The sequence below is a fragment of the Streptomyces sp. NPDC104831 genome (genome assembly GCF_055583025.1).
In genome coordinates, this window is record NZ_JBVJOT010000028.1 from 86,166 (window position 1) to 108,403 (window position 22,238).

The 22,238-nt window shown below is 74.7% G+C and carries 13 protein-coding genes; 7 read left to right on the plus strand and 6 right to left on the minus strand.

Annotated features, from left to right (window positions below):
- Positions 1 to 249: 249 nt before the first annotated feature.
- The gene (locus ACZ63H_RS20445; protein WP_469866932.1) at positions 250 to 1,491 is read right to left on the minus strand and encodes an NADH:flavin oxidoreductase/NADH oxidase family protein; all 1,242 of its coding nucleotides are present in this window, start codon (positions 1,489 to 1,491) and stop codon (positions 250 to 252) included.
- A 96-nt stretch (positions 1,492 to 1,587) separates the two neighbouring features.
- Between ACZ63H_RS20445 and ACZ63H_RS20450 the strand changes: the two genes are divergently transcribed.
- Together ACZ63H_RS20450 and ACZ63H_RS20455 are read left to right on the plus strand one after the other, a co-directional pair.
- Positions 1,588 to 2,211, plus strand: a complete 624-nt coding sequence (locus tag ACZ63H_RS20450; RefSeq protein WP_469866934.1) for a TetR/AcrR family transcriptional regulator — start codon at positions 1,588 to 1,590, stop codon at positions 2,209 to 2,211.
- Positions 2,212 to 2,322: 111 nt separating this feature from the next.
- Entirely contained in the window at positions 2,323 to 6,102 is a 3,780-nt protein-coding gene (locus ACZ63H_RS20455) for a hypothetical protein (RefSeq protein WP_469866936.1), read from the plus strand.
- A 30-nt stretch (positions 6,103 to 6,132) separates the two neighbouring features.
- On the opposite strand, the gene ACZ63H_RS20460 is transcribed toward ACZ63H_RS20455, so the two are convergent.
- Positions 6,133 to 9,903, minus strand: coding sequence for a CHAT domain-containing protein (locus ACZ63H_RS20460; protein WP_469866938.1), 3,771 nt, complete (start codon positions 9,901 to 9,903; stop codon positions 6,133 to 6,135).
- A 125-nt stretch (positions 9,904 to 10,028) separates the two neighbouring features.
- Here ACZ63H_RS20460 and ACZ63H_RS20465 point away from each other — a divergent pair, with 125 nt between their 5' ends.
- The 3 genes from ACZ63H_RS20465 (at position 10,029) to ACZ63H_RS20475 (ending at position 14,947) form a co-directional block, all read left to right on the plus strand.
- Positions 10,029 to 12,830 carry a hypothetical protein gene (locus tag ACZ63H_RS20465; RefSeq protein ID WP_469866940.1) on the plus strand — a complete coding sequence of 934 codons (2,802 nt, stop codon included), beginning with the start codon at positions 10,029 to 10,031 and terminating at the stop codon, positions 12,828 to 12,830.
- Entirely contained in the window at positions 12,827 to 13,984 is a 1,158-nt protein-coding gene (locus tag ACZ63H_RS20470; protein WP_469866942.1) for a ComEC/Rec2 family competence protein, read from the plus strand. Before ACZ63H_RS20465 ends, ACZ63H_RS20470 begins: the two co-directional genes overlap by 4 nt.
- A 183-nt stretch (positions 13,985 to 14,167) precedes the next feature.
- Complete coding sequence (locus ACZ63H_RS20475; protein WP_469866944.1) at positions 14,168 to 14,947, plus strand: hypothetical protein; 780 nt, start codon at positions 14,168 to 14,170, stop codon at positions 14,945 to 14,947.
- 57 nt (positions 14,948 to 15,004) lie between these two features.
- Here ACZ63H_RS20475 and ACZ63H_RS20480 read toward each other — a convergent pair whose 3' ends face one another.
- The 4 genes from ACZ63H_RS20480 to ACZ63H_RS20495 form a co-directional block, all read right to left on the minus strand.
- Positions 15,005 to 15,601: a dihydrofolate reductase family protein gene (locus ACZ63H_RS20480; RefSeq protein ID WP_469866946.1), complete on the minus strand. Its 597-nt coding sequence runs from the start codon at positions 15,599 to 15,601 to the stop codon at positions 15,005 to 15,007.
- Positions 15,602 to 15,936: 335 nt separating this feature from the next.
- Entirely contained in the window at positions 15,937 to 17,544 is a 1,608-nt protein-coding gene (locus ACZ63H_RS20485; RefSeq protein WP_469866947.1) for an MFS transporter, read from the minus strand.
- A 72-nt stretch (positions 17,545 to 17,616) separates the two neighbouring features.
- Entirely contained in the window at positions 17,617 to 18,990 is a 1,374-nt protein-coding gene (locus ACZ63H_RS20490) for an alpha/beta hydrolase (protein ID WP_469866949.1), read from the minus strand.
- A gap of 435 nt (positions 18,991 to 19,425) precedes the next feature.
- Entirely contained in the window at positions 19,426 to 20,298 is an 873-nt protein-coding gene (locus tag ACZ63H_RS20495) for a PaaX family transcriptional regulator (RefSeq protein ID WP_469866951.1), read from the minus strand.
- Positions 20,299 to 20,407: 109 nt separating this feature from the next.
- On the opposite strand from ACZ63H_RS20495, the gene ACZ63H_RS20500 reads away from it, so the two are divergent.
- The gene (locus ACZ63H_RS20500) at positions 20,408 to 21,319 is read left to right on the plus strand and encodes an SDR family NAD(P)-dependent oxidoreductase (RefSeq protein ID WP_469866953.1); all 912 of its coding nucleotides are present in this window, start codon (positions 20,408 to 20,410) and stop codon (positions 21,317 to 21,319) included.
- A 33-nt stretch (positions 21,320 to 21,352) separates the two neighbouring features.
- Positions 21,353 to 22,234 (plus strand): amidohydrolase family protein, encoded by an 882-nt coding sequence (locus ACZ63H_RS20505; protein ID WP_469866955.1) that lies wholly within the window; start codon positions 21,353 to 21,355, stop codon positions 22,232 to 22,234.
- Positions 22,235 to 22,238 lie beyond the last annotated feature (4 nt).

The window sequence follows — 22,238 nt, forward strand, 5'->3', positions numbered from 1 at the left end:
CGTAAAGAGAAGCAGCCTCCCCCCCCCCCCTCCCCCCCCCCCCCCCCCCCCCCCCGCCCCCCCCCCCCCCCGCCCCCCCCCCCCCCTCCCCCTCCCCCCCCCCCCCCCACCCCCGGTCGCCGAATGGACCGGCGGCCCCGTGCCGCACGGCGCCGGTGGCCCCGTGCCGCACGGCGCCCTTCCGCCACGGACGACGGGCCCGGCGTACGGCGCCCCGGCGGATGCAAAGGCGCCGACGCGGTGACGCGCCTACGCGGCACCCCGGGCGGACAGCCAGGCGCGGTAGCGGCGCAGGGCCGTGCGCTGCCTCCTCCTCTCGGCTATCAGGGCGATGGCCGGGTGCGTGCCGGGGCGGGGCTTGCCGCCACGTGCCATGCGGCGCATCTGGTGGCGGACCTGCGCCATGCCGGCGAGGGAGGCGAGCGCCTTGTCGGACCAGGTCACGGCCCGCATCCCGCGGTCGGCTTCCCGCCCCTGACGCCAGCGGTCGGGCAGGTCCGGCGTCACGGCGAGGGCGGTGCCCATCCCGACGACCGCCACGCCGTTCGCGAGGACCCGCTCCGCGGTCTCGCGGCGGCTGATGCCACCGGTCAGCATCAGTGGCAGCGGGCTGCCCTCGACCAGCTCCTTGGCCAGATCCAGGAAGTACGCCTCACGTGCTTGCGTGCGCGAGTCGGTGCGGCGGCCGGTCATCGCCGGGCTCTCGTAGCTGCCGCCGGACAGCTCGACGAGGTCGACGCCGAGCGGTGCGAGCATCTCGATCACCTGCCGGGCGTCGTCGGCATCGAACCCGCCGCGCTGGAAGTCGGCGGAGTTGAGCTTCACCGCGACCGCGAAGGACGGCGAGACGGCGGCCCGGACGGCGCGGACGACGTCGAGCAGCATCCGGGCCCGGTTCTCCAGCGACCCGCCCCACCGGTCGGTGCGCCGGTTGACGAGCGGGGAGAGGAACTGCGACAGCAGGTAACCGTGGGCGGCGTGGATCTCGACGCCGTCGAAGCCGGCCTCTTCGGCCCGCCGGGCCGTGACCGCGTACCGGGTCACGGTGGCCTGGATCTGTCCGGGTGTCATGGCGACGGGGCGGCCGAAGCGGCCGCTGTGCCTGCCGAGGTTCACGCCGACATCGGAGGGGCCCCACACGACGCCGGGCATCTCGGCCCCGACCTGGCGGCCAGGGTGGTTGATCTGCATCCAGATCGCCCCGTCGCCGGCTTTGCCGGCCCTGGCCCACTCGGTGAACGGCTCCAGAGGGGAGCGTTCGTCGAGCACGACGCCGGCGGGCCCGGTCAGCGCCTCGGCGTGGACCATGACGTTGCCGGTGATCAGCAGTCCGGTGCCGCCGGCGGCCCAGTGCCGGTACAGCCCGAAGAGCTCCTGGTCCGGCAGCTGGCCGGCGCCGGCCATGTTCTCCTCCATGGCCGCCTTGGCGATCCGGTTGCGCAGTACCTGCCCGGAGCGCAGGGACAACGGCGAGAACAGCTCGCTGGTCATCCGGGTTCTCCTTCCACATGTCGATCACATACGATGTATGCGTCGTTTACATTAGACGCATGATGTAAGCAGCGTAAACTTTGGGGAGTGTGTTCCATGGCACAGGCAAGCGGCTCGTACCATCACGGTGATCTGCCCGCCGCCTGCCTGCGTGCGGCGCGGGAGCTGCTGGAGGAGGACGGCAGCGCGGGACTGTCCCTGCGGGCGGTGGCGCGGCGAGCGGGAGTTTCGCCGACGGCTCCCTACCGCCACTACGCGGACCGCGACGCGCTGGTCTCCGCCGTCGCCGCCGAGGGGTACCGCGAGCTGGCCGCGTACCTGGTCGCGGCGCACCCCTCGCCGGCGGCCCCGGACGAGCTCGCGACCGTCGCCGTCGCCTACGTGCGCTTCGCGCTGGAGCACCCGGCGCTGTTCCGGGTGATGTTCGCCGAGCCGTGCGATCCCACCAGCGAGGAGCGGGTCGAGGCGACCGAGGCCATCTCCCAGTACGTCCGCGGGATCGTGCGCGCCGCCTTCCCCGAGGCCGACGCGGACGCGCTGTCGACGACCGTGTGGGCCCTGGTCCACGGCCTGGCGTTCCTGCACCTGGACGGCAAGCTCGACGCCTCCAGCGCCGAGGTCGTCGACCGCCAGGTCCGTTCCGCCGTGCAGGCCCTGTTCGTCGTCTCCCCGGCCATGTCACGGAAGGCCCCGGAGAAGACGGGACCGGTGCAGGCGTAGAAGCCGCCACGGGCGAGACACCTCTCGAAGGCCGCGCGGAGTCGTGCGGAACGGGCGCGCACGCCCCTTACGATCCTGTCGCAGAGGCTACGACGCACAGGGGGCGGCACCGTGGATTCCGAACCGGCGGACTTCCGCCTGGAGGTGACCCGTTTCCACGCGGTGACGGAACCCGCCACGGGCAGGGTGACGGAGGCGAGTTGGCGCTGGGTCCTGGAGGCCGGCGGCCTCGTGATCCACGAGGCCGACGTCCGGCTCGACGGCTCCGCCTGGCAGTTCGACGCCTTTCGGGATCCGCAGGCGTACCTGCGCTGGAGGGCGGACCCGAGCCGGCGGCTGGAGCACGAGAGCGAACTCCTCGACGAGCTGGGCCGGTGGATCACCCGGTGCGCGCTCCAGGGGATCGGCGACATCCTGGCGGCCGACGGCCCTTGCGTGGTGCGCGTGAAGGTCCCCCACGAGGCCCGCTTCGTCGCGCAACTGCCCTGGGAGGCGGCGGTCGTCGACGGCCGGGCACTGCCGCTGCACCGCGTGGCCCTCGTCCGGGACCTCGCGGCGGCGCCCCTCACACCGACTCGGAGAGGGAAAGATGCGATCCGGCACGCCCTGCGGGTGCTGGCCCTGTTCAGCCTGCCCGACGACACCTCCGCGCTGAACCTCAGACGGGAACGCCTGCAACTCGCCCGCCTGCTCGACACCGTGGCCAAGACGAGCGACACCGCCATCGAACTGACCGTCCTCCAGTACGGCGTGACCCGTGAGCGACTGGCAACGTCCGCCGAGCACGGACGCGGCTGGGACGTCCTCGTGCTGTCCGGCCACGGCGGGGACGGCGCCTTCGTCCTGGAGAACACCGACGGCAGCCGTGACCCGATCAGTGGCGACGCCCTGGTGGAGCTGCTGGCCCCACTGCGCCGGCGGGTCAAATTCGTGCTCGCGGCGGCGTGTTCGTCGGCGGACAGCCTGACCGACGAACGGCTGGACGCACTCGGGATCGGTGCCGCCCACCGGTCGGCCGACCCGCCGCGGGCCGCCCGGCCACGGACCGCGCGGCCGCCTGCCGCCGCCCCGCACGTGGGTGTCCTCGCCGAGATCCTCGCCGAACGCCTCGACTGCGCGGTCCTCGGCATGCGCCACACGGTCACCGACGACTTCGTGACCCGCCTGAACGGCGCGGTCTTCAAGCTGATGGTGGAACAGGCGAATCCCCTCGGACGTGCGGTGGCGCTCGCCCTGCCCCGAGTGGTCGACACGCCGGCCACCGAGGCCAGCCCGCCCCTGTCCGCCAGTTCCCCCGCGCTGTTCGGCGGCACGGCCGTGGAACTCCTGCTCGAACCGCCGAAGGGCCCCGCCCTGATCTTCGACCGGAACGCGCTCAAGCTGGCGGGCTTTCCCGACCAGCCCGCACGGTTCGTCGGACGGGGTGCCCTGATGTCCGCGGCGAACCGCTGTCTGGCACCGGACAGCGGTGTGTCCGGCATCTTCCTCCAGGGCATGGCGGGCGTGGGCAAGACCGCGTGCGCCCTCGAACTCTGCTACGGCCAGGAGGACAACTTCCAGACGCTCGTCTGGTACCGGGCCCCCGAGGGGAGCGACGGAACCGCGCCCGACATCACCAGCTCCCTGGCCGACTTCGCCCGCGCCCTGCACCACCGGATCACCGATCTGCGCTTCGTCGAACTCCTCGACCGGCCGGACGAGCTGTCGGCGTTCCTGCCGGAGTTCACCCAGTTCTGCAAGGAACAGCGGGTGCTGGTCGTCCTCGACAACGTCGAGTCCCTGCTCGCCCCGTCGGGCCGGTGGCGCGACGCGAGATGGGGACTGGTGGTCGACGCCCTGACCCGGCACCGCGGGCTGTCCCGGCTGATCATGACCGGGCGGCACGCGCCCCGATCCCTCGGCCACGCCGTGTCCGTGTACCAGGTCGAGGCCCTGTCGCTGCGCGAGAGCGTCCTGCTCGCTCGGGAGATGCCACAGCTCAGGGCACTGCTGGACGGCGACCTGGACGGACTGCCCCCCAGCCGGTGCCAGACCCTCGCGGTGGGCGTCCTCACCTCGGCGCAGGGTCACCCCACCCTCGTCGAGCTGGCCGAGGGCGAGCTGTCCGACCCGGAGCGGCTCGCCGAGCGCCTCGCCGAAGTGGACCGCTCCTGGGAGGAACTGGGCATCGCCCCGCGGAGCTACCTCGACATCGGCGTCGCCACCCGCGCGGACGCCGCCGCCTATACGACCATCCTGACCGTGTGGGCCACGGGCGTGGCCGCCGCACTGCCCGGGACCGCCCGGTGCTTCTTCCACGTCCTGTGCTGTCTGGAGCCGGCGGACCGCAGACCCGCGCTGCTGGAGGAGATCGGGCCGCTGCTCCCCACGCCGCGGACCGGGGGTCCCGAAGCCGGGCACAGGTGGTGGGGGGACTGGTCCGAACTGGCCGAGAGCGGTCTCGTCACCGCCGACCGGGACGCCGGGGGAGAGGTCACCGCCCTGGTCGTGCACCCCGAAGTCGCCGAGGCCGGCCGGCGGAGCGCCGGGCACCTGCGCGAGACCGTGGACCGGCACCTCGCCGAGTACTGGACCGAGCGCGCGCGGGAGAGCCTGGCGACCGAACACCAAGCCGGATCCGGCCGGGTCCTGGAGACGGCCCGGGCCGCCCTGCCGTACCTGCTGCGCCGGGACCACTGGAGCCGGGCCGCCCTGCTGCTCGAACGCGTCCTGTTCCGCGACCCGTCGCCCAGGACGGCCGCCGCGTTGCTCCCCGCGCTGCGGGACATCGCCCGCCGCGCCGAGGGCGGCGACGACGAAACGGCCGCCAACCGGATCCTCGTCCGCGTACTGGAACGCGACGACCCGGAGGCAGCCCGGGACCACCTGGAACGGCTGCTGGAAGACGCCCTCGCCCGCGAGGACCACCTCGCGGCGACCGGGCTCACGGGCGACCTCGCCTGGCTCTGCTTCCGGCACGGGGACCGGGAAGGCGCCCTCGCCCTCCTCGACCGCAAGCCCGGCTACACGCGGCAGGCCGGCCTGGGCCCCTGGTCGGCGCTCGGCGACGAAGCGAAACGACTCCAGATCCTCCAGCGCGGGGACCCGCCCGAGGCGGTCCTCGGCGAGGTCCGGCGACTCCTGGACCGGATGGACTCCCTGCCGGCCCGCGGCGGCCTGCCGGAGAACGTGGACCCCTGGAACGTACGGGAGGCGGTGCTGGGAATCGGGTGCGCCGCTGCCGACGCCATGGGCGCCTGGGAACTGGAACTGACCCTGATCGACGAGGTGCTCGCCGCCCAGCGGGCCCGGCACGCCCCCGCCGCGGACACCGCGTCGACCCTCTTCAACCGGTACGGGCCACTGCAACGCCTGGGCAGGGTGGACGAGGCGCGCGACGTCCTCGTCACCTGCCGCGCCCTGTTCGCCCGCGAGCAGGACTGGGCGCAGCTGGCGCTGACCACCGGTGCGCTGGCCGACGTGGAGGCCGCGCGCGGACACCACGACACCGCCGCCGCGCTCATGGACGAGGCGCTGCGCGGTCTGTACGGCGCGGGCGACGCCCACGTCCACACCCTGCGGGTGGCCCACCACAACCTGGCGGTCTTCCTCGCCTCCGCGACGACGGGGACGGCCGAGGACCACCGGCGGATACTCACCCACGGTCTGACGTCGGTGCTGCTGGGCGCGCTCGTCGACGGGGTGGACCTTGAGGCCGCCACGGCATTGGTCCACCGGCTCGTACCGGTGCCCGCGTCACCGCCCGGCACGGTCGAGGAACTGTGCGGGGTCGTGGACGCCGAGCCCGGCATGCGGCTGGCCGGCGCCCTCACCCGTGTGGCCCGTCCCGAGGCGGTGCGGGCGGCGTGGGGCGCGGTCGTCGCGGCCTGGACCGGTGCGCGCGACGACTGAGGCGACGGCCCGTCCGGTACCGGGAGCGGCTCAGCGGGACCGGGCCGCCGCCCGTACCCGCGCGAGCAGGGGGTCCAGGGCGGACGGCTCGTCCGTGCCGGTGATCGCGCCCAGGACACGGCGCAGGTCCACTCCCGGAACCCGGCCCACCGACTCGGCCACCTCGTCCACACTGCCGGGAGCGGACCAACCGTCGTCCCGTCCGGCAGGGTCGTCCCCTCCGGGACCGTCGCCCCCCTCCGGGCCGCCGGGATCCGCACCGTCGTCGCCGGGCGGCCCTCCGGCGGCCTCGATCAGCTCCGCGGCCAGCAGGTGGGCGGCAGCGGCCCGCGGGTCGTCCTCGTGCGCCCGCAGCAGTAGCCCCATGTCACGGTGCGCCACGACGATGTCCGCCGCCAGGTCCGCGCGGTAGGCGTAGCGCAGCGCGTCCCGGGCGAGTCCGAGGGCGGTCGAGCCGTGGCCGCGCCGGTGCTCCACCCGCGCGAACGCGGTGAACGTCCATGCCAGCCCCGGGGCGAACAACTGCCGCTCGTACTCCGTCCGGCACTGCCGGAACACCTCGGCGGCCTGGTCGAGCTCGCCCAGGGACAGCAGGAGTTCCCCGGTGTTGTACAGGGTGTGGGTGCGTTCGAGGACCGGTGCGTCGCGCCGTGTCTCGCAGGCCGCGATGCGGTGGTTGAAGTCGAGCGCCTCCCGGAGCCTGCCGAGGCCGCGGGCGGCCAGCCGGCCCACGTCGAGCAGCATCTCCTCCACCGTCCACGGCTCCAGCCCTTCGGAGGCGTCCGGCTGCCGGGGCAGCGGGCCGGAGCGGGCCAGCAGGGCCCGGCTTCGCTCCAGCGCCTCGTCGAAGCGCTCCATGAGGGCCAGGATCTGGGCGTGCGCCGCCTCGATGCCGAGCCGCGTCCAGGGCCCGCGGTCCGTCCGCGCGATGTGCTCCACGGCACGTTCCGCCCACAGCAGCGCCTCGGCGAGCCGGCCCACGTTGCGGTGCCGGGCCCGCAGGTCACTGGCCAGGTTGGCGGCCCGCTCGTGGTCCCCGCGGCGTACGGCGTCGTCGAACAGCTCGGTCAGCCGCAGTTCGCCGGCCGCGGGGTCCACCCGCAGCAGCACCCTGGCGCGCGTGCGGGCGACGCGCGCGTCGCGGTCGGCGTCCCCGGCGTACGCGACCGCCTCCTCCACGAACGGCAGCAGGGCCAGCGCGGTGGGGCGTGTCAGATCACGGGCCAGCACCTGGCTCACGACGTCGACCAGGCGCTCCCAGTCGCCCAGCCGCAGCAGGTACGGACACGCGGAGCGGGCCGCGCGCAGCACGTCCGTGCCGGTGCGGCCGGTGTCCTCGTGGGCGAGTGCCTCGTCCAGCACGGCGCACCAGTGATCCGCGCAGATGCCCTCGACCCGGCGGACGAGAAAGGGGTCCACGGTGGTCCGGCCGGTGCCGGCCACGCTGGGATGCAGGTCCCAGCGCGGCTCTCCGTCGGCACCGGTACGGGCCGCCGCCAGTCCGCTGCGCACCAGCCCGGACACCGGGGCCGCGTCCGGCCCGGCGGGCCCGCTGCGGTCCAGCGCGTCCCACACCCTGGTCACGATCTCCCGGCTCCGGTCGGCTTCCTCCAGCACGCTCAGTACCTGGAACAACGTCTTCTCGGCCGGACCGAGTTCGCCGGCGATGCCCCGCGTCCAGGAGTCCAGGAGGAGGGCGTACTCCTCGGCCGCCGTGGCCTTTGCCGTGTCCTCGGTGCCGTCACCGTCCGCCGAGCGCGCCGCCTGACGGGTGCGTCGCGCGGTGTCCAGCAGGGGAGCGAGCCGATCGAGGTCCGTGGCCTGCGCGTCGGCGAGGACCAGCAGTTCGGGGTGGCCGTCGGTCGCGGTGAGGATCTCCGAGACGACCTGGCGCCCCCGCTCGGCCGGGACGTCGGGCGCCGTGCCCTCGAGCAGCCGCCCCAGCCGCGGGAGTTCGCGCGCCAGCAGAACGGCCTCGCGCCGGGTGAGCGCGTGCACGGGGGCGACCGAGACCGGGGCGGGCGTGGACGCCGGACGGACACGGCTGGTCAGTACGGTCCGCGACAGCCCCGTGTGCGAGGTGAGTGCCGTGAACACGGCCTCCCAGCGCTCGTCCCGCCAGGCCCCGCCGCTCGTCAGGAGGGCTTCCGCGTTGTCGATGACCAGCAGCACCCGCTGCCGTTCGAAGAACTCCGTGAGCAGGGGCAGCAGCCGCCGCAACTCCTCGCGGTCGGTGAGGGCCGGAGTCATGGACAGGCCCCGCAGCTTCTGCTCCAGGGCGACCGCCAGATCGGTCAGCGCGCTGTCGGCCACGTGGGCGCTGGGCGCGGCCGGGATGCCACCGGCCGGTTCGGCGCCTGCGACACGCAACCACACCAGTGCCTGGAAGTTGTCCTCCTGGGTGTACGCCAGTTCCACGGCGGCGGTGGTCTTCCCGGCCCCCGCCATGCCGTGCAGGACGATCCCGGACACCCCGCTGCGCGGTGCCAGCGCGGCGTTGGCCCGGCTCATCAGCGCCACCCGGCCCACGAAGCGCCGCGGTGCCTCCGGGAAGCCCGCCAGCTTCAGCTTCTCCGCGTCGTAGACGAGGGGGCCGCCGCGGGGCGCGCTGAGGCGCAGGCCCGTCGCGCTGCTCCCGAAGAGGGCCGGCGTCACCTCGGACAGGGCGGGGAAGGAGGCGGTCGGCCGGTCGGGCACGCATGCGGCCAGCGCCCTGGCCAACGCGGTCGCCAGCGGCTGGTCACGGACGAGGAGTGCCTCGTACAGCTTCCCGCCGAACGCGATGGCGAAGTCGTCGACGACCGGGAAGCGCATGCCGACCACCGCGCAGTCCAGCCGTCCGGCGAGCGAGGACGCGAGGTCGGACAGCGGGGCGGCCGGGTCGGCGGGGGTGCCGCGGCGGCGCAGCGCGGGCCCGAGACCGGATGCGTCGAAGGACTCGCGCGCCCGGTCGTCGGCGGACGAGCAGGACGACGCGGTGATCAGCTTGACCTGGCGGCGCAGCGGGGAGAGCAGGTCCACCAGCACGTGGTGGGGCACCTCGTCGGGGCTGCCGTCCTCGTGCTCCAGCGTCAGCACGGCACGGCCGCCGTGCGCGGAGACGTGGACGACGTCCCACCCCGGTCCCTCCTCCGCGATCTCGCGCAGCCGCTCGCGGGTGACGCCGTACTGGAGCACCCGCAGCTCGACGGCGCGACCGTGCACGGTACTCACCGTCTGCACGATCCGGGCCAGTTCGTGGCGCTCGCGCCGCAGGTCGAGCGCGGTCGTGGCGTCGGGGACGCTGAACAGCGCGAGGATCCGCAGGGTCGCCCCGACCGGGCGCTTCGACGGTCTGCGCGCGCCTCCTCCCGGCCCGGGCACGTCGTGGACGAAGACCACCCCGTTGCGCCGCAACGGGACACCGTCGATCACGGCCGCCTCCAACGGGCGCGCGGCGAGGGCCCGGGCCTCCGGCGGCAGGACCACGCGCACCGTGCACCCCGACGCGTCCTCGGCGAACCGGGCCAGCCGGACACCCACCTCCCCGAGCACGCGGACGCCGATCCACTCGCCCACCTCGCGCACCACGGCGGCCTCGCGTTCCGTCCGCCGTTCCGGGTCGACACGCCAGGCGAGGTAGCCGTAGAGATCCTCGAAGGCGTCGTACTGCCATTCCTCGCGCCGCAGCCGGACCTCGGCGTCCGCTTCGAACGTGCCTCCGGGGCCGGTCAGCACCCAGCGCCAGGACGGTCCGTCCGCGTCGTCGCGGAAGCCGTCCACCGTCAGCGTCAGATCCCCAGCCGACTCGTCCGTCGTCACGGCTCGCCCCCGCCCCTTGCCCGATCGTCCGGGCAAGCGTGCCACAACTCCCGACGGCCCGGACTTACTTGGCATAGTGGAGGCGAGCGGCCGTCGTGTCGCGGAACCTCGCCCGAGAGGACAGCGTGAACTCGTACGCATCACTGCGCGCCGTGAGCCGGATACTCGGCGAGGGTGCCGACGACCGCAGGGTCCTGGACACCCTCGTGGCAGGGGGTGTCGTCGCCGCCGCGGCGGAGCCCGGGCGACAGGCGCCCGGTCCCGGCGCCCTGCTCGGCCGGCTCCGCGCGGGACGGACCGGCGGGCACGCCGTGCTCGTCCCGTGGACGGATCCGACCGCTCTCTTCGAGCGTGACCCGGCGTCGGCGGACCGGCTCGCCGACGAGTGGGCCGAGGCCTGCGCCGGCACCGAGGGGGTGCGGCTGTCGGTGGCGGCGGCACCGGGCGCGTGCCACGACCTCGCCGCCCTGCTGCGGACCGGACGCCACGTGGCCGCCGTGAGCTCCGCCGCCCCGCCCACCCCGGCCTCGTGCCCGGGCTGGACCTGGCCGCTGCCCGTCGCCCTGCTCCCGGACGGCACCCCGGAGGAACGCACGGATCTCGCGCGGCGTCTGGCCGCGCGCAGCGCGCTGTGGCGGGAGTGCGTCGTCGAGACCGCGCCGGAGGGCCGATGGGCCCGTGCGGGCCTCGTGCTGTGCCGGGCGGACGCCCCCTCCCACCCGCCCGTCCGCTCCGTGACGGGGGCGACGGGAGCCGTGGTGATCGCCCTGCTGGAGCCGGGCCGGAGGCCCGCCGGCACCGAGACGCTGCTCGCCCGTATCGCGGCCCGCCACGGCACCACGAGCGCGGCCCTCGCGGACCCGGGGGGCGACGTCGTCGAGTGGCTGGTGGCCGTGCTCTCCGCCATGGCGCACGACGCGCCCCTGGACCTCGCGCTGGACTGGGCGGCCGCCGCGGTGGGCGCCCCCCGTGCGGCGCTGCGGGCCGACCCACGGCTGCTGGACACGACCCGGCTGAGCGCGGCGATCGCCCGGACCGGCATCGGTCCGCCGGGCGACCCCGGCACCGGCTGGGCGCGTTCCCTACCCGACCCGGGGACCCGCCCGGAGACGGCCGACGCCGAAGCCGGCCTGCGGCGGTGGTCCCGTCTGCTGCGCGAGGTCGGGCACGACCGGTACCGGCAGCCGCACCGCGTGGTGCGCACCGCGCTCGCGGAGGCGGCGGAGGCGGCGGGGGCGGCGGGGGCGCCGACCCGGCCGACGGTCCTGCGCCCCGGCACGGACTACCGGCTCACGGTGTGGGTCGGACGGCCCGGCAGGGCGGCGGCGGCCCAGGAGCCACTGCCCACGGCCTCGTTCGTACCGGACCGGATCCATCGGCTCCGGATCACGGTCGTACCACTGCACGGCTCGCCGCCGCCCCCGGCGGGCCAGTTCCAGGACGTGGACCTGCCGCCCACCGGACGCTCCGGGGAAGCCGTGTTCACGGTGACCTCCGGCGCGGCCGGCAGCCCCTTCCAGGTGCGGGTCACCGTCTTCCACCGCCAGCGCCCGCTCCAGAGCGGTGTACTCAGCGGCACGGTGGGTTCGGGGAACGCGCCCGTCTTCGAGCTCGACGCCGTGGTCCGCGCCGACACCGACGACCTCGCCGCCCGGGCACCGCACGACGCCGCCCTCACCCTCGGCACCGGCGCCGCGGGGGAACCCCTGCTCACCACCGTGATACCGGATGCCGTCGAGATCAGGGCCCCGGCCGACCTCGCCACCACGGTCAGCGCGCTGACGGCGGCCCTGCGCGACCCGGCCGACCACCCCGACAAGTACGGCGGATACCACAGCGCGGCCTACGAGGAACTGCTGATCAGCCTCGCCCAGAGCGGTCAGGCCCTCTTCCGCGGCCTGTTCGGCGAGCGGATCGGACTGGTGCCCCGGCGGAGCACCGAGGCACTGCGGCGTGCCGACAGCGTCTCGGTCCTCGCCGCCCGGCCGGGCGACCTCCTCCCGCTGGAACTCGTCTACGACAAGCCGCTGCGGGTGGGCGGGCCGCTCGGCCGTCCCGGTCGCCTCTGCGCCGACGCCCCGGCCCTCTCCGGTCCCCGGGACTGCGCGGCGCGCTGCCCCGGACACGGCGACGACAGCGTCGTGTGCCCCTTCGGGTTCTGGGGGGCGAGCAAGGTGATCGAACGGTACGTGCACGCCGACGAGTCCGCCGGGCTCGCCAAGGACTTCGCCCTCGCCGTCGGCCCGGCCGCCCGGCGCGGAACGATCGAAGTCGGCACGTCCCTGCTGACAGCCGCCTGTGACCGGGCCGACCGCAACACGGAGCGCGCCTGGTCCACCGCCGTCCGCCTGCTCGGCGCCGACTCCGCCCCCGTGGCGACCTGGCGCGAACTGGCCCACCGCACGCAACGCCTGCGGGACGGCGGGGAACCACCGGGTGTGCTCCTCCTCGTCGTCCACAGCGAGCGGGTTCCGGACGGTCCCGCGCGCGGGACGGTCTGCCTCGTGCTGGGCGAGGACGACCGGCTCTCCCTGCACGAGACCCTCGACCCGCTGCTCACCGGTCCCGCCGAACCGAATCCCCTGGTCCTGCTCCTCGGGTGCCGGACCGCCGACCACCGTACGCCGCTGCTCGGGGCTCAGCTGCGGATGCTGGAAGCCGGTGCGCCCGGAGTGGTCGGCACCCTCGCGCCCGTCCTCGCCCGGCACATCGTGCCGGTGGCGGTCGAGCTGATGGCGGAGATCGGACGCATGGCGGGCGAATCCGGCGCCGGACTGCCGCTGGGGGAGGCGCTCACCCGCGCCCGGCGCGCCTGCCTGCTCAAGGGCGAGGCGTGCGCCCTGGCCCTCGTGGGCTACGGGGACACGGACTGGGAGGTCCGCGCGACCGGCGCGGCCGGCACCGAGGGCGAGAGGACGCGCGGGTGATCCGGGTGGAGGCGCTGCCCGCGGCGGAAGGGGACTGCCTGTGGGTCGAGTGGACGCACGCCGGGCGTCCCCACCGCATGCTGATCGACGGCGGCAGCGGACGCCGCGCGCGCCTGCCCGGGGGACTCGCCGACCGGCTCGGCCGCCTGCCGGCCGACGACCGCCGGTTCGACCTGGTCGTGTGCACGCACATCGACACGGACCACATCGGCGGTCTGCTCGATCTCTTCTCCCGGCCTCCCGAGGGCTTCACCGCCGACGAGGTGTGGTTCAACTGCCGTGACCACATCGTCCCCGCCGACCTCCTCGGGCCGCGGCAGGGCGACCGGCTCGCCGCACTGCTGAACGCGCGGGGGGTCGCCTGGAACAGCCTCGCAGGCGGCCGGGCCGTGGCGGTGCCGGACGAGGGCACACCGCCTGTCTTCCACCTCCCCGGTCTCCGGCTCACCCTGCTCTCGCCCAACGAGGAGGGACTGAGGAAGCTGGGCGCCGCCTGGCCGGGACCGGCGCCCGAGGAGCCCGCGCCGGCCCAGCCCGATCTGCTCGGGGACCCGGACGACCCGCCCGGCTTCGACCCGCTCGACGACGAGGGTCCCGTGGGGATCCCCTGGCGGGAACTGGCCGACGACGCCGGCTACGAACGTGACACCCAACCCCCCAACGGGTCGAGCATCGCCTTCTGCGCCGAGGACACCACGGGCGCCCGGGTGCTGTTCGGCGCCGACGCCCACGCGGAGACACTGGCCGTGTCGCTGGGCCGGCTCGGCGCGGGCCGCCCCTACCGGGTCGACCTGTGCAAGGTCCCGCACCACGGCAGCGCCCACAACATCAGCGCCGCGCTCCTCGACGCCCTCGACTGCCGCCACTGGCTGATCTCGACCCACGGAGGCCGGACCCTGTCCCCCCGGTCCCAGGAGGCGCGCTACCGGTACGGGGAGGGAACGCACCCCAGCCTGCGCGCCATGGCCCGCCTGATCGAATCGGGAACACGGCCCACCTTCTGGTTCAACCACCGGGTGCCGAGCACCGAACGCTACGCCGACGCGTCCCTCGCGGCCGAACTCGGCTTCGACGCCGTCCACCCGGAACCGGGCGCGGAGGGCATCACGGTGCTGGTGGACGAGGGGCGGGTGAGGCGGGCCCCGTCCGCGTGACCTCCGGCCCCCGGCTTCCGTACGGCCCCTGGACCGGCGGGCGCGATCGGCCGCGGAGCGGGCCGTGTCCGAGCCGGGACACGGTCCCCGGGCGCATGACCGGCGCCCGGGGCGGGTATTCCTGCCGACGGGTGACGCGTGAGCACCCTCGGGTCGGCGCGCACACTCCGGGGGGGGGTGGCCATGGGGCACGGAACGCTGTTCGTCCTGTTCGACAAGTACAGCCGACGAGCCCGCCTCAGGCCGGTCCTGATCATGTTGCTGCCGCTGGCGCTGCCCTTCGCCGCGGGAGCGCCGTCCCTGCCCCGGGGCCGGTGGCTGTGGTCGCTGGTCCTGCTGAGCGGTCTGCCGATGCTCGCCGACCAGTTGGGCCGCAGCAGGGGCAAGCGCATCGAGGCCCGTCTCTTCCGGTCCTGGGGCGGGAAACCGACCGTGCAGCTGTTGCGCTGGCGCGGCCCCACCGACCGGCAGCGGCTGGGTTTCCTGCGGGCCCGGATCCAGGACATCGTCGGCACGTCCCTCCCGCTGCCCACCGAAGAGGAGGAACTGGCGGATCCGCGGCGGGCGGACGAGATCTACGACGCGGCGGCACTGGCGCTGAGAGTGCGGGCGCGCGGGCTGCCCGGCGCCGAACTCCTCCAGGAACAGAACTGCGAGTACGGCTTCCGGCGCAACACGCTCGGGCTGCGCCCGTACGCCCTCGCGATCGCGGTGGCGGCGTTGCTCGCGGTACTGGCCTGGGCCTTCGCCGCCCCCGGCGCCCTGGGGCGGCCCGGCACCCCGCTGCTCGTGGTGCTCGTGGTGATGGAGGCGCTGCTCGTGGCCTTCCAAACATTCCTGGTGCGGGACCGGTGGGTGGCGTCCGCGGCCTGGCTGTACGCCGAGCGGCTGATGGAGACCTCCGTCCTCACCGGACCGGACGGCCTGCCCGCCGGCCCCGCGCCCGGCACGGCGGCCGCCTGACACCACCGCGGACGCCGGGGCACGGGACAGCGGGCGGCCGGCACGATCCGGCTGTGGTCAGGTGCCCGTGCGGGTGTAGGTGAGGAACACCGCGCCGCTCCCGAGGACGGTGTGGTCCGCGAGCGTCCAGGCGCGCGGGTCGAAGGCGGCCTTGCGGGAGAACAGGGGGATCCCGTTGCCGATGGTCAGGGCGGCGACCTTGAGGACGAGCGTGTCGATCTCCGTGTACAGGGAGCCCGCGAGTTCGGCACCGCCCAGGAGCCAGATGTCCTTGCCGTCCTGCTGTTTGAGTTCGCGTACGGTCGCCACCGGGTCGTCGGCGACCAGTTCGACGGCGGGGTCCGGGCTCGCGGTCAGGGTTCGGGAGAACACCAGGTGACGCAGGTGGGGGTAGGCGTCGGTGAGGCCGGCCGCCAGCCCGATCTCGTAGCTGCGCCGTCCCTCCAGCACGGTGTCGAAGTGCGTGCCCTCCGCCGTGACGGACAGTGCCTGCCGGGCCTGGACGGGGAGCGTCTCCGGGTACTCGGCCACGAGGTGCCGTAGGTAGTCCTCCGGTATGGGCCAGAAGCCGTTGGGGCCGGTGGGGTCCTCGCCGTCCGGGCCCGCGATGAAGCCGTCGAGAGTGGTGGCGATGTAGTGGACGAGTCTGCGCATGCCGGGTCCCTTCCGTTGGTCGCGCTGTCGCGCCACGGCCCGGCACCACCGGGTGAGCGCCACAGGTGCGGGACCGCTGAGTGATCATGACACGCGCCCGGCCGGCGCCGGCACCGTGCCGCGGAACAGCGGAAGGCGACCGCGTGGGCCGGACCCCACGCCGAGGGAGTCGTCATGCCGGGCGCGCGCATCGTCCACCGGCCCGGGCAGGGGCCGGGGGAAGCGGTGCCCGGCACGGACCGTCCCGGGCGCCGGTCGCGCTCGTGCCGGTGAAGGCGACGGCGCGAACGCCGCGGCGTCCGCCGGTCGCGGCATCCCCGACCGGCGGGCGCGGCTCACGCGGGCGTCGCCGTCTCGGGGACCGTGGGCGCGGCCGTGCCGGTGTGCCGCGGGGTGTCCGTACGGCGCAGGGCCGCCAGGGCCAGCAGGCAGGAGACCAGCGCCGCCGCGCCGCAGATCGTGAAGCCCAGCGCGTACCCGTGGCCGAGCGCTCGCAGCGCGAGCGGCACGGCACCGCCCGGTGGGGTGGTGGCCGGGACGGAGTTGACGGCCAGCGGGCCGCCTTCCGCGGCGACCTCGGCGGCGGCCGCCTTCACCTGCGGACTCAGCGAGGAGTGGTGCAGGTCGGAGCTGAACAGCGAGCCCGCGCGGCTGAGGGCCACGGCGCCGATGACCGCCGGGCCCAGGGTGAACCCGAAGTCGCGCAGCAGGCTGGTGGAGGCGCTCGCCATGCCGGCGTAGTGCAGCGGGACCGTGTTCACGGCGGTCGCGGTGATCGAGGAGACGGTCAGCGCGAACCCGGCACCGACCAGTCCCAGGGGCAGTACCAGGGAGGTCAGCGCCCGGTCCGTCACCGGCAGGGTCGCGGCGAGGAAGTCGCCCGCGGCCATCAGCGCGAGGCCCGCGGTGAGGATCCAGCGCCCGCTGACCCGTTCCAGCAGCCGGGAGGTCAGCGGCGCCAGCACCAGGGTCAGACCGTTGAGCAGCAGGAAGGCCACGGAGGTGCGCAGGGGGCTCTGGTGCTGCACGGGCCCCAGCCGGATGCTGGTGGCGTAGGCGGTGCCGAGGAAGCTGAACATGCCGACGACCGCGACGACCGAGGCGACCGCGAAGGCCCGGTTGGCGAACAGGTCCAGCCGCAGCAGCGGGGAACGGGCGCGCCGCTCGGCGACGACGAAGAGCACGACGAACACCGCGGCGACCACGAACGCGACGACCACCGGGGTCGAGCCCCAGCCGTCCGCGGGCCCCTGGATGACCGCGTACAACAGCGCGAACAGGCCGATCCCGACGGTGAGCTGCCCTCCGAGGTCCAGCGAGCGGCCCTCGGGCGCCCGCGAGTCCCCGGCGCCCAGCAGGCTGACCACGGTGCTGGCCGCGGCGATCACGACGACCACCACGAACGCCGCCCGCCAGGAGTCGTGACTGCCCGTGACACCGCCGATGACGGGGGCGACGAACCCGCCGGTGGACAGGGCGGCCGCCCACACGGTGATGCCGCGCGCCCGGTCCCGGTGGCTGTGCGTGCCCGCCGCGATCATGGCGAGCGAGGTCGGGAAGAGCGCCGCCGCCCCGAGGCCGGAGACCACCTGCCCGACCCACAGCAGGTGGACGCCGTCGCTCACGGCGGAGACGGCCTCCCCCACGACGACCAGGACGGAGCCGCCCACGAGCAGCCGCTTGCGTCCGAACAGGTCGCCCAGGACGCCGAAGGTGAGTTCCAGCACGGTCACCGGCAGCAGGAACGCGTCGGATATCCAGGTCAGTTGGGAGCCGATCGGGTGCAGGTCCTCCTGGAAGAGGCCGTTGAGGGTGGCGGGTACGGCGAGGGCGATCTGGGCGAGGCAGACCGCGAGACAGCCGGCGACGAGGGTGCCGAGCGGCAGCCGGCCCGGCGCCGGGCCGGCGGGTCGCGAGGAGGAGAGGGGGTCGGTCAGCGGCATGGCGGGTCCATGGGTGGGAGGCCGGCGGCGGAGGGTGGAGGGGAGGGGAGGGGAGGGAAAGGCGCAGGTGTGTCAGCGGCCGACGACGAGGCGCGTGGGCCGGTAGCGGACGAACGCCGCTCCGTCGAGGTCGAGCGCCTGCGCGGCACGTTGCAGGGCCTGCGGCGCGGTGCCGCCGTCCCAGCGGCCCGAGACCACCCGGTGCTCCAGAGCGTGCACGCCCGCGACGATCTCGGCCGCGGTGAAGTTGCAGTGGCCCTGGCGGGCGACGTACGCCTGGCGCAGCAGGGCGCCGTCACCGGCGGCCCGTACTCGGGCGGCGAACGCGTTCTCCTGCTGCACGGGGACCAACTGGTCGGAGGTGGTGTGCAGGTTCAGCAGCGGCACGGCCAGGCCCTGCCCGGCGGTGGAGGTGCGCTGAAGGCGGCGCACCGCCTGCGGGTCGGCGTGCACCCGGGCGCCGCGGGTCAGGGCGGTGAGGTCGGCGCGCAGGTCCAGTCCCGCCGTCCGGTACAGCTCCCGGACCGTGTCGGCGTGTTCGGAGGCGCGCAGCAGGCCGGCGTAGTCCACGCCCGCGTTCCAGGAGGTGTTGCCGCCCGCCGACTGCTCGACGGAGTAGCGCGCGGGCCCGATGAACGACAGCACGCCCTGGGCGAACCAGGCGTACTGCTGGGCCTCCTGCCCCTCGGCGTCACCGGGCGCGGGCGGGTTCTGTCCCGGGGCCCAGTCGGGCAGGTTGAGGTACGCGGCGGCGAGCGCGATCCGCGCCCGGCCCGCGGGTGTGGCCTGGGCACGCTCCACGGCGGCGGTGAGCCGGGCCGCGGTCGCGGCGGCCGCGTCCTGGCTGGCGAAGTCCACCAGCTCCAGGTGCTCGTCCGGGGCGAGCAGGGAGGCGATGGTGTACTCGGCGTCCAGCTGGTAGTTGTCCAGGTCGACGCCGCCGGCGACCAGGCCGCACAGCCCGAGGGCACCGTCGATGCCGCCGTCCGCGTCCCGCGCGAGTCGGGCGTTGACCAGGCCGCCCATGGACTGCCCGACGGACAGGGTGCGGGCGGGGCGGCCCGCGGCGGCGGCGAACGCCTCCCGGGTGGCGAGCTGGTCGCGTTCTGCGCTCTCCAGCGCCCACCAGGGGCCGTTCGGGTCGTAGGAGGAGCCGGCCAGCGCGTAGCCCTCGGCCAGGAGGGCCTGGCCGGCGGCGGGGGAGGGCGCGTCCTGGGCGACGGTGGGACCGTAGCCGTGGCTGAACAGCAGCAGGGTGCCGTTCCAGCGGGCGGGCAGGTCGGCGATCCAGGTCGCGCCGTCCGGGAGGCGCCCGCTCAGGTGGCGCGTGGTGGCGGTGGCCGGTGCGGTGGCCGGCGGGATGTCGCTCCGCGCGGCGGCGGGGACCGCTGTGGCGAGGGCGAGTGCGGCGGCCAGCGCGGCCGCGCCGAGCGCGAACTTCGGCATGTGCGGGCTCATCTCTGTACGGCGGATGGGGCTGTACGGCGGATGGGGCGTGTCTGTGCGGAAGGTCTGTGCGAACGGAGGCGGCGTGTCTGTACGGGAAGGCGTACGAGGGGCGGGCGGGCGAACGTCCGCCGGAGGGCGTCTCGGGGGTGCTGTTCGGCGGGCTGTGCCGGCGGTGCTGGTGTCCAGGAGCCGCCGATGGGCAGGCGGACGGCGTGGCGGAAGGGGTCCGCGGAGCCTCGTGCCGGCGGCGTGCGCCGAATATAGGGCCGATTGCAGACGACGGTCAATGAAGTGACGAACGTTTGTGGCCCGGCCGTCCGGCAGCCCCGTGGCCGCGCCGGCGCGGTGGCCCGTGGGCGACGTCGGCGCGGCGGACCGGGGGTGGCGTCGGCGCGGCGGTCCGGGGCGCGCAGTGGCGTGGCCCCGCCCCGCTCAGTCCTGCCCGGCCGCCGGTTCCGCAGGGATGGTGTCCAGCACCGCGTCGGCCAGCTGCTTGGCCGGGGCGTCGTACCGGGCGGACAGGGTGCGGAAGACGTGCTCGGCGCGGATGGCGGGCCAGTCCGCGGGAAGGTGGTCCGCGGGCAGGCGCGGATCGGACCGGACGACCTGCAGCCAGTCGGTGTGCAGCAGGAGCTGCCGGGCCAGGTCGTCCGGGGCGGACGGCAGGGGGTCCGGGCGGTCCCACTGGTCGAGGAAGGCGTGGTAGCGCCCGGCGATGCCGGCCGTGTCGAAGGCCCGGTGCAGCAGTTGGGCGGCCTCGGTCGGTTCGGCCGCGTGTCCGCGCAGCACGTTGAGGTGGTCCTCCAGGCCGAGCCCGGCGACGACGGCGGGGACGTCCGGGTGGCCGGGCGCGATCCACAGGCCGTTCTGCAGCGGGCCGAAGCCGGCCCACACCAGACGCGAGCGCAGGTCGTGCCGCTGGCTGCGCCAGGCCTCGGGCAGCGAGAAGCCGACCAGGGTCCAGGTGCCGTCCCAGTCGCGGTTGACGGCACCCGCGCCCCAGACGCGGTCGTGACCGTCGCGCAGCACCTCGGTGGAGCGGGCGGTGAGTCCGAAGTACATCTTGCGACCGCGGCGGTGACGGGCCAGCAGGTCGCGTTTGACCATCCGGGTCAGTGTGGAGCGCACCGCGTCCTCCGAGACCCCGACGCGCGCGAACACGTCGATGACGCTGCCCGAGTAGACCGCGCTGCCGTGCTCCAGGACGTACAGGCCCAGGAAGCTCAGCATCAGCGTCTGCGGCCGCGCGGACGCCGCGGCCCCTTCCTCCTGGCCCGTCGAGGGCTTGGTCTGTGTCCCGGTCACGCGGCTCAGTGTAGGGGGCGGCGATAATATTCGGCACACCATTGACGGCGGTAATCAATGCGCCTAACGTCGGCCGGGTCGGCACCCCCGCAAGGCAAGGACTGCGCACATGGATCTTTCGAACAAGGTCGCCGTCGTCACCGGCGGCGGACGCGGCCTCGGATTCGCCTACGCCTCCGCCCTGGCCCGCGCCGGCGCGGCGGTGGTCGTCAACGACGTGGAGGCCGAGGCCGCCGGGCACGCGGTCGAGGAGATCACCGCGGCCGGCGGCCGGGCCGTGGCCGAGGTGGGCCCGGTGGGGACCAGCGAGGTCGCCGAGGCGCTGGTGGCCCGGGCCGTGGACGCCTTCGGCCGGCTGGACGTCATGGTCACCAACGCCGGCATCCTGCGCGACCGGGTGCTGTGGAAGATGTCCGACGACGACTTCGACGACGTGGTCCGCGTCCACCTGCGCGGCACCTTCACCTGCGTACGGGCCGCCGCCGTGCGGATGCGCGAACAGGGCGAGGGCGGCCGCGTCATCACGGCGTGCTCCCCGGCGGGGCAGCGCGGCAACTTCGGTCAGACGAACTACGCCGCCGCCAAGGCCGGAATCGCCGCGATGACCCGCACCTGGGCCATGGAACTGGCCCGGGCCGGCATCACCGCCAACGCCCTGGTCCCGGTCGCCGCCACCGGCATGACCCGCACCATCCCCGCCTTCGCCCCGTACATCGAGGCGTGGGAGGAGCGCGGCGAGCCGCTGCCGGACCGGCTGCGCAAGGCCGAGGGCTTCGGCACCCCGGAGGACGTCGCCGCCCTCGTGGTCTACCTCGCCTCCGACGCCGCGGCCTCGGTGACCGGCCAGTGCATCGGCATCGGCGGCGACAAGCTGTCCCTGTGGTCGCACCCGCAGGAGGTCGCCACCGCCTACCGGGACGGCGGCTGGAGCGCCGACGGCATCGCCGCGGCGTGGCCCGTCTCGGTCGGCCGTGAGCCGCAGACGTACGGCATCCCCGCCCCTCAGGCACCCGGCGCCTGAACCGCCCACCGTGCCACGGAAGGAGAGCCGACGATGACCTCCCCGAACCCCGACCGACTCGTCGCCATCGACGTGCACACGCACGCCGAGGTCTCCAAGGACGGCCACGGGGCGCTCAGCCCCGAGCTGTTCGGCGCCTCCGCGGAGTACTTCAAGGCCCACGGCCACCGCACGCCGACCATCGACGAGATGGCCGCGCACTACCGCGAACGCCGCATGGCCGCGGTGGTCTTCACCGTCGACGCCGAGCACGCCACCGGACACCCGCGGATCTCCAACGAGGAGGTCGCCGAGGGCTGCGCCGCCCACGCCGACGTCCTCATCCCGTTCGCCTCCGTCGACCCCCACAAGGGCCGGGCGGGGGTCCGCGAGGCCCGCCGCCTGGTCGAGGAACACGGCGTGCGGGGCTTCAAGTTCCACCCGAGCATCCAGGCGTTCGCCCCCGACGACCGCCTCGCCTACCCGCTGTACGAGGCCATCGAGGAACTCGGCGTGCCCGCCCTGTTCCACACCGGTCAGACCGGCATCGGCGCGGGCGTCCCCGGCGGGGGCGGCATCCGGCTGAAGTACTCCGACCCCATGCTGGTGGACGACGTCGCCGTGGACTTCCCCGAGCTGCGGATCATCCTCGCCCACCCGTCCTTCCCCTGGCAGGACGAGGCGCTGGCGGTGGCCACCCACAAGCCGTACGTGTACATCGACCTGTCCGGATGGTCGCCGAAGTACTTCCCGCCGCAGCTGGTGCGCTACGCCAACACCCTGCTCAAGGACAAGGTGCTCTTCGGCTCCGACTACCCGGTCATCACCCCCGACCGGTGGCTGTCGGACTTCGAGAAGCTCGACATCAGACCCGAGGTCCGCCCGAAGATCCTGAAGGACAACGCCGCCCGCCTGCTCGGCCTGACCACGGACTGAAACG

Excerpts from the sequence above, each read along its gene's own strand:
- ACZ63H_RS20445 (WP_469866932.1), bottom strand. The coding sequence starts at position 1,491 with ATGACCAGCGAGCTGTTCTCGCCGTTGTCCCTGCGCTCCGGGCAGGTA.
- ACZ63H_RS20450 (WP_469866934.1), top strand. The coding sequence starts at position 1,588 with ATGGCACAGGCAAGCGGCTCGTACCATCACGGTGATCTGCCCGCCGCC.
- ACZ63H_RS20475 (WP_469866944.1), top strand. The coding sequence starts at position 14,168 with ATGGGGCACGGAACGCTGTTCGTCCTGTTCGACAAGTACAGCCGACGA.
- ACZ63H_RS20480 (WP_469866946.1), bottom strand. The coding sequence starts at position 15,601 with ATGCGCAGACTCGTCCACTACATCGCCACCACTCTCGACGGCTTCATC.
- ACZ63H_RS20485 (WP_469866947.1), bottom strand. The coding sequence starts at position 17,544 with ATGCCGCTGACCGACCCCCTCTCCTCCTCGCGACCCGCCGGCCCGGCG.
- ACZ63H_RS20490 (WP_469866949.1), bottom strand. The coding sequence starts at position 18,990 with ATGCCGAAGTTCGCGCTCGGCGCGGCCGCGCTGGCCGCCGCACTCGCC.
- ACZ63H_RS20500 (WP_469866953.1), top strand. The coding sequence starts at position 20,408 with ATGGATCTTTCGAACAAGGTCGCCGTCGTCACCGGCGGCGGACGCGGC.
- ACZ63H_RS20505 (WP_469866955.1), top strand. The coding sequence starts at position 21,353 with ATGACCTCCCCGAACCCCGACCGACTCGTCGCCATCGACGTGCACACG.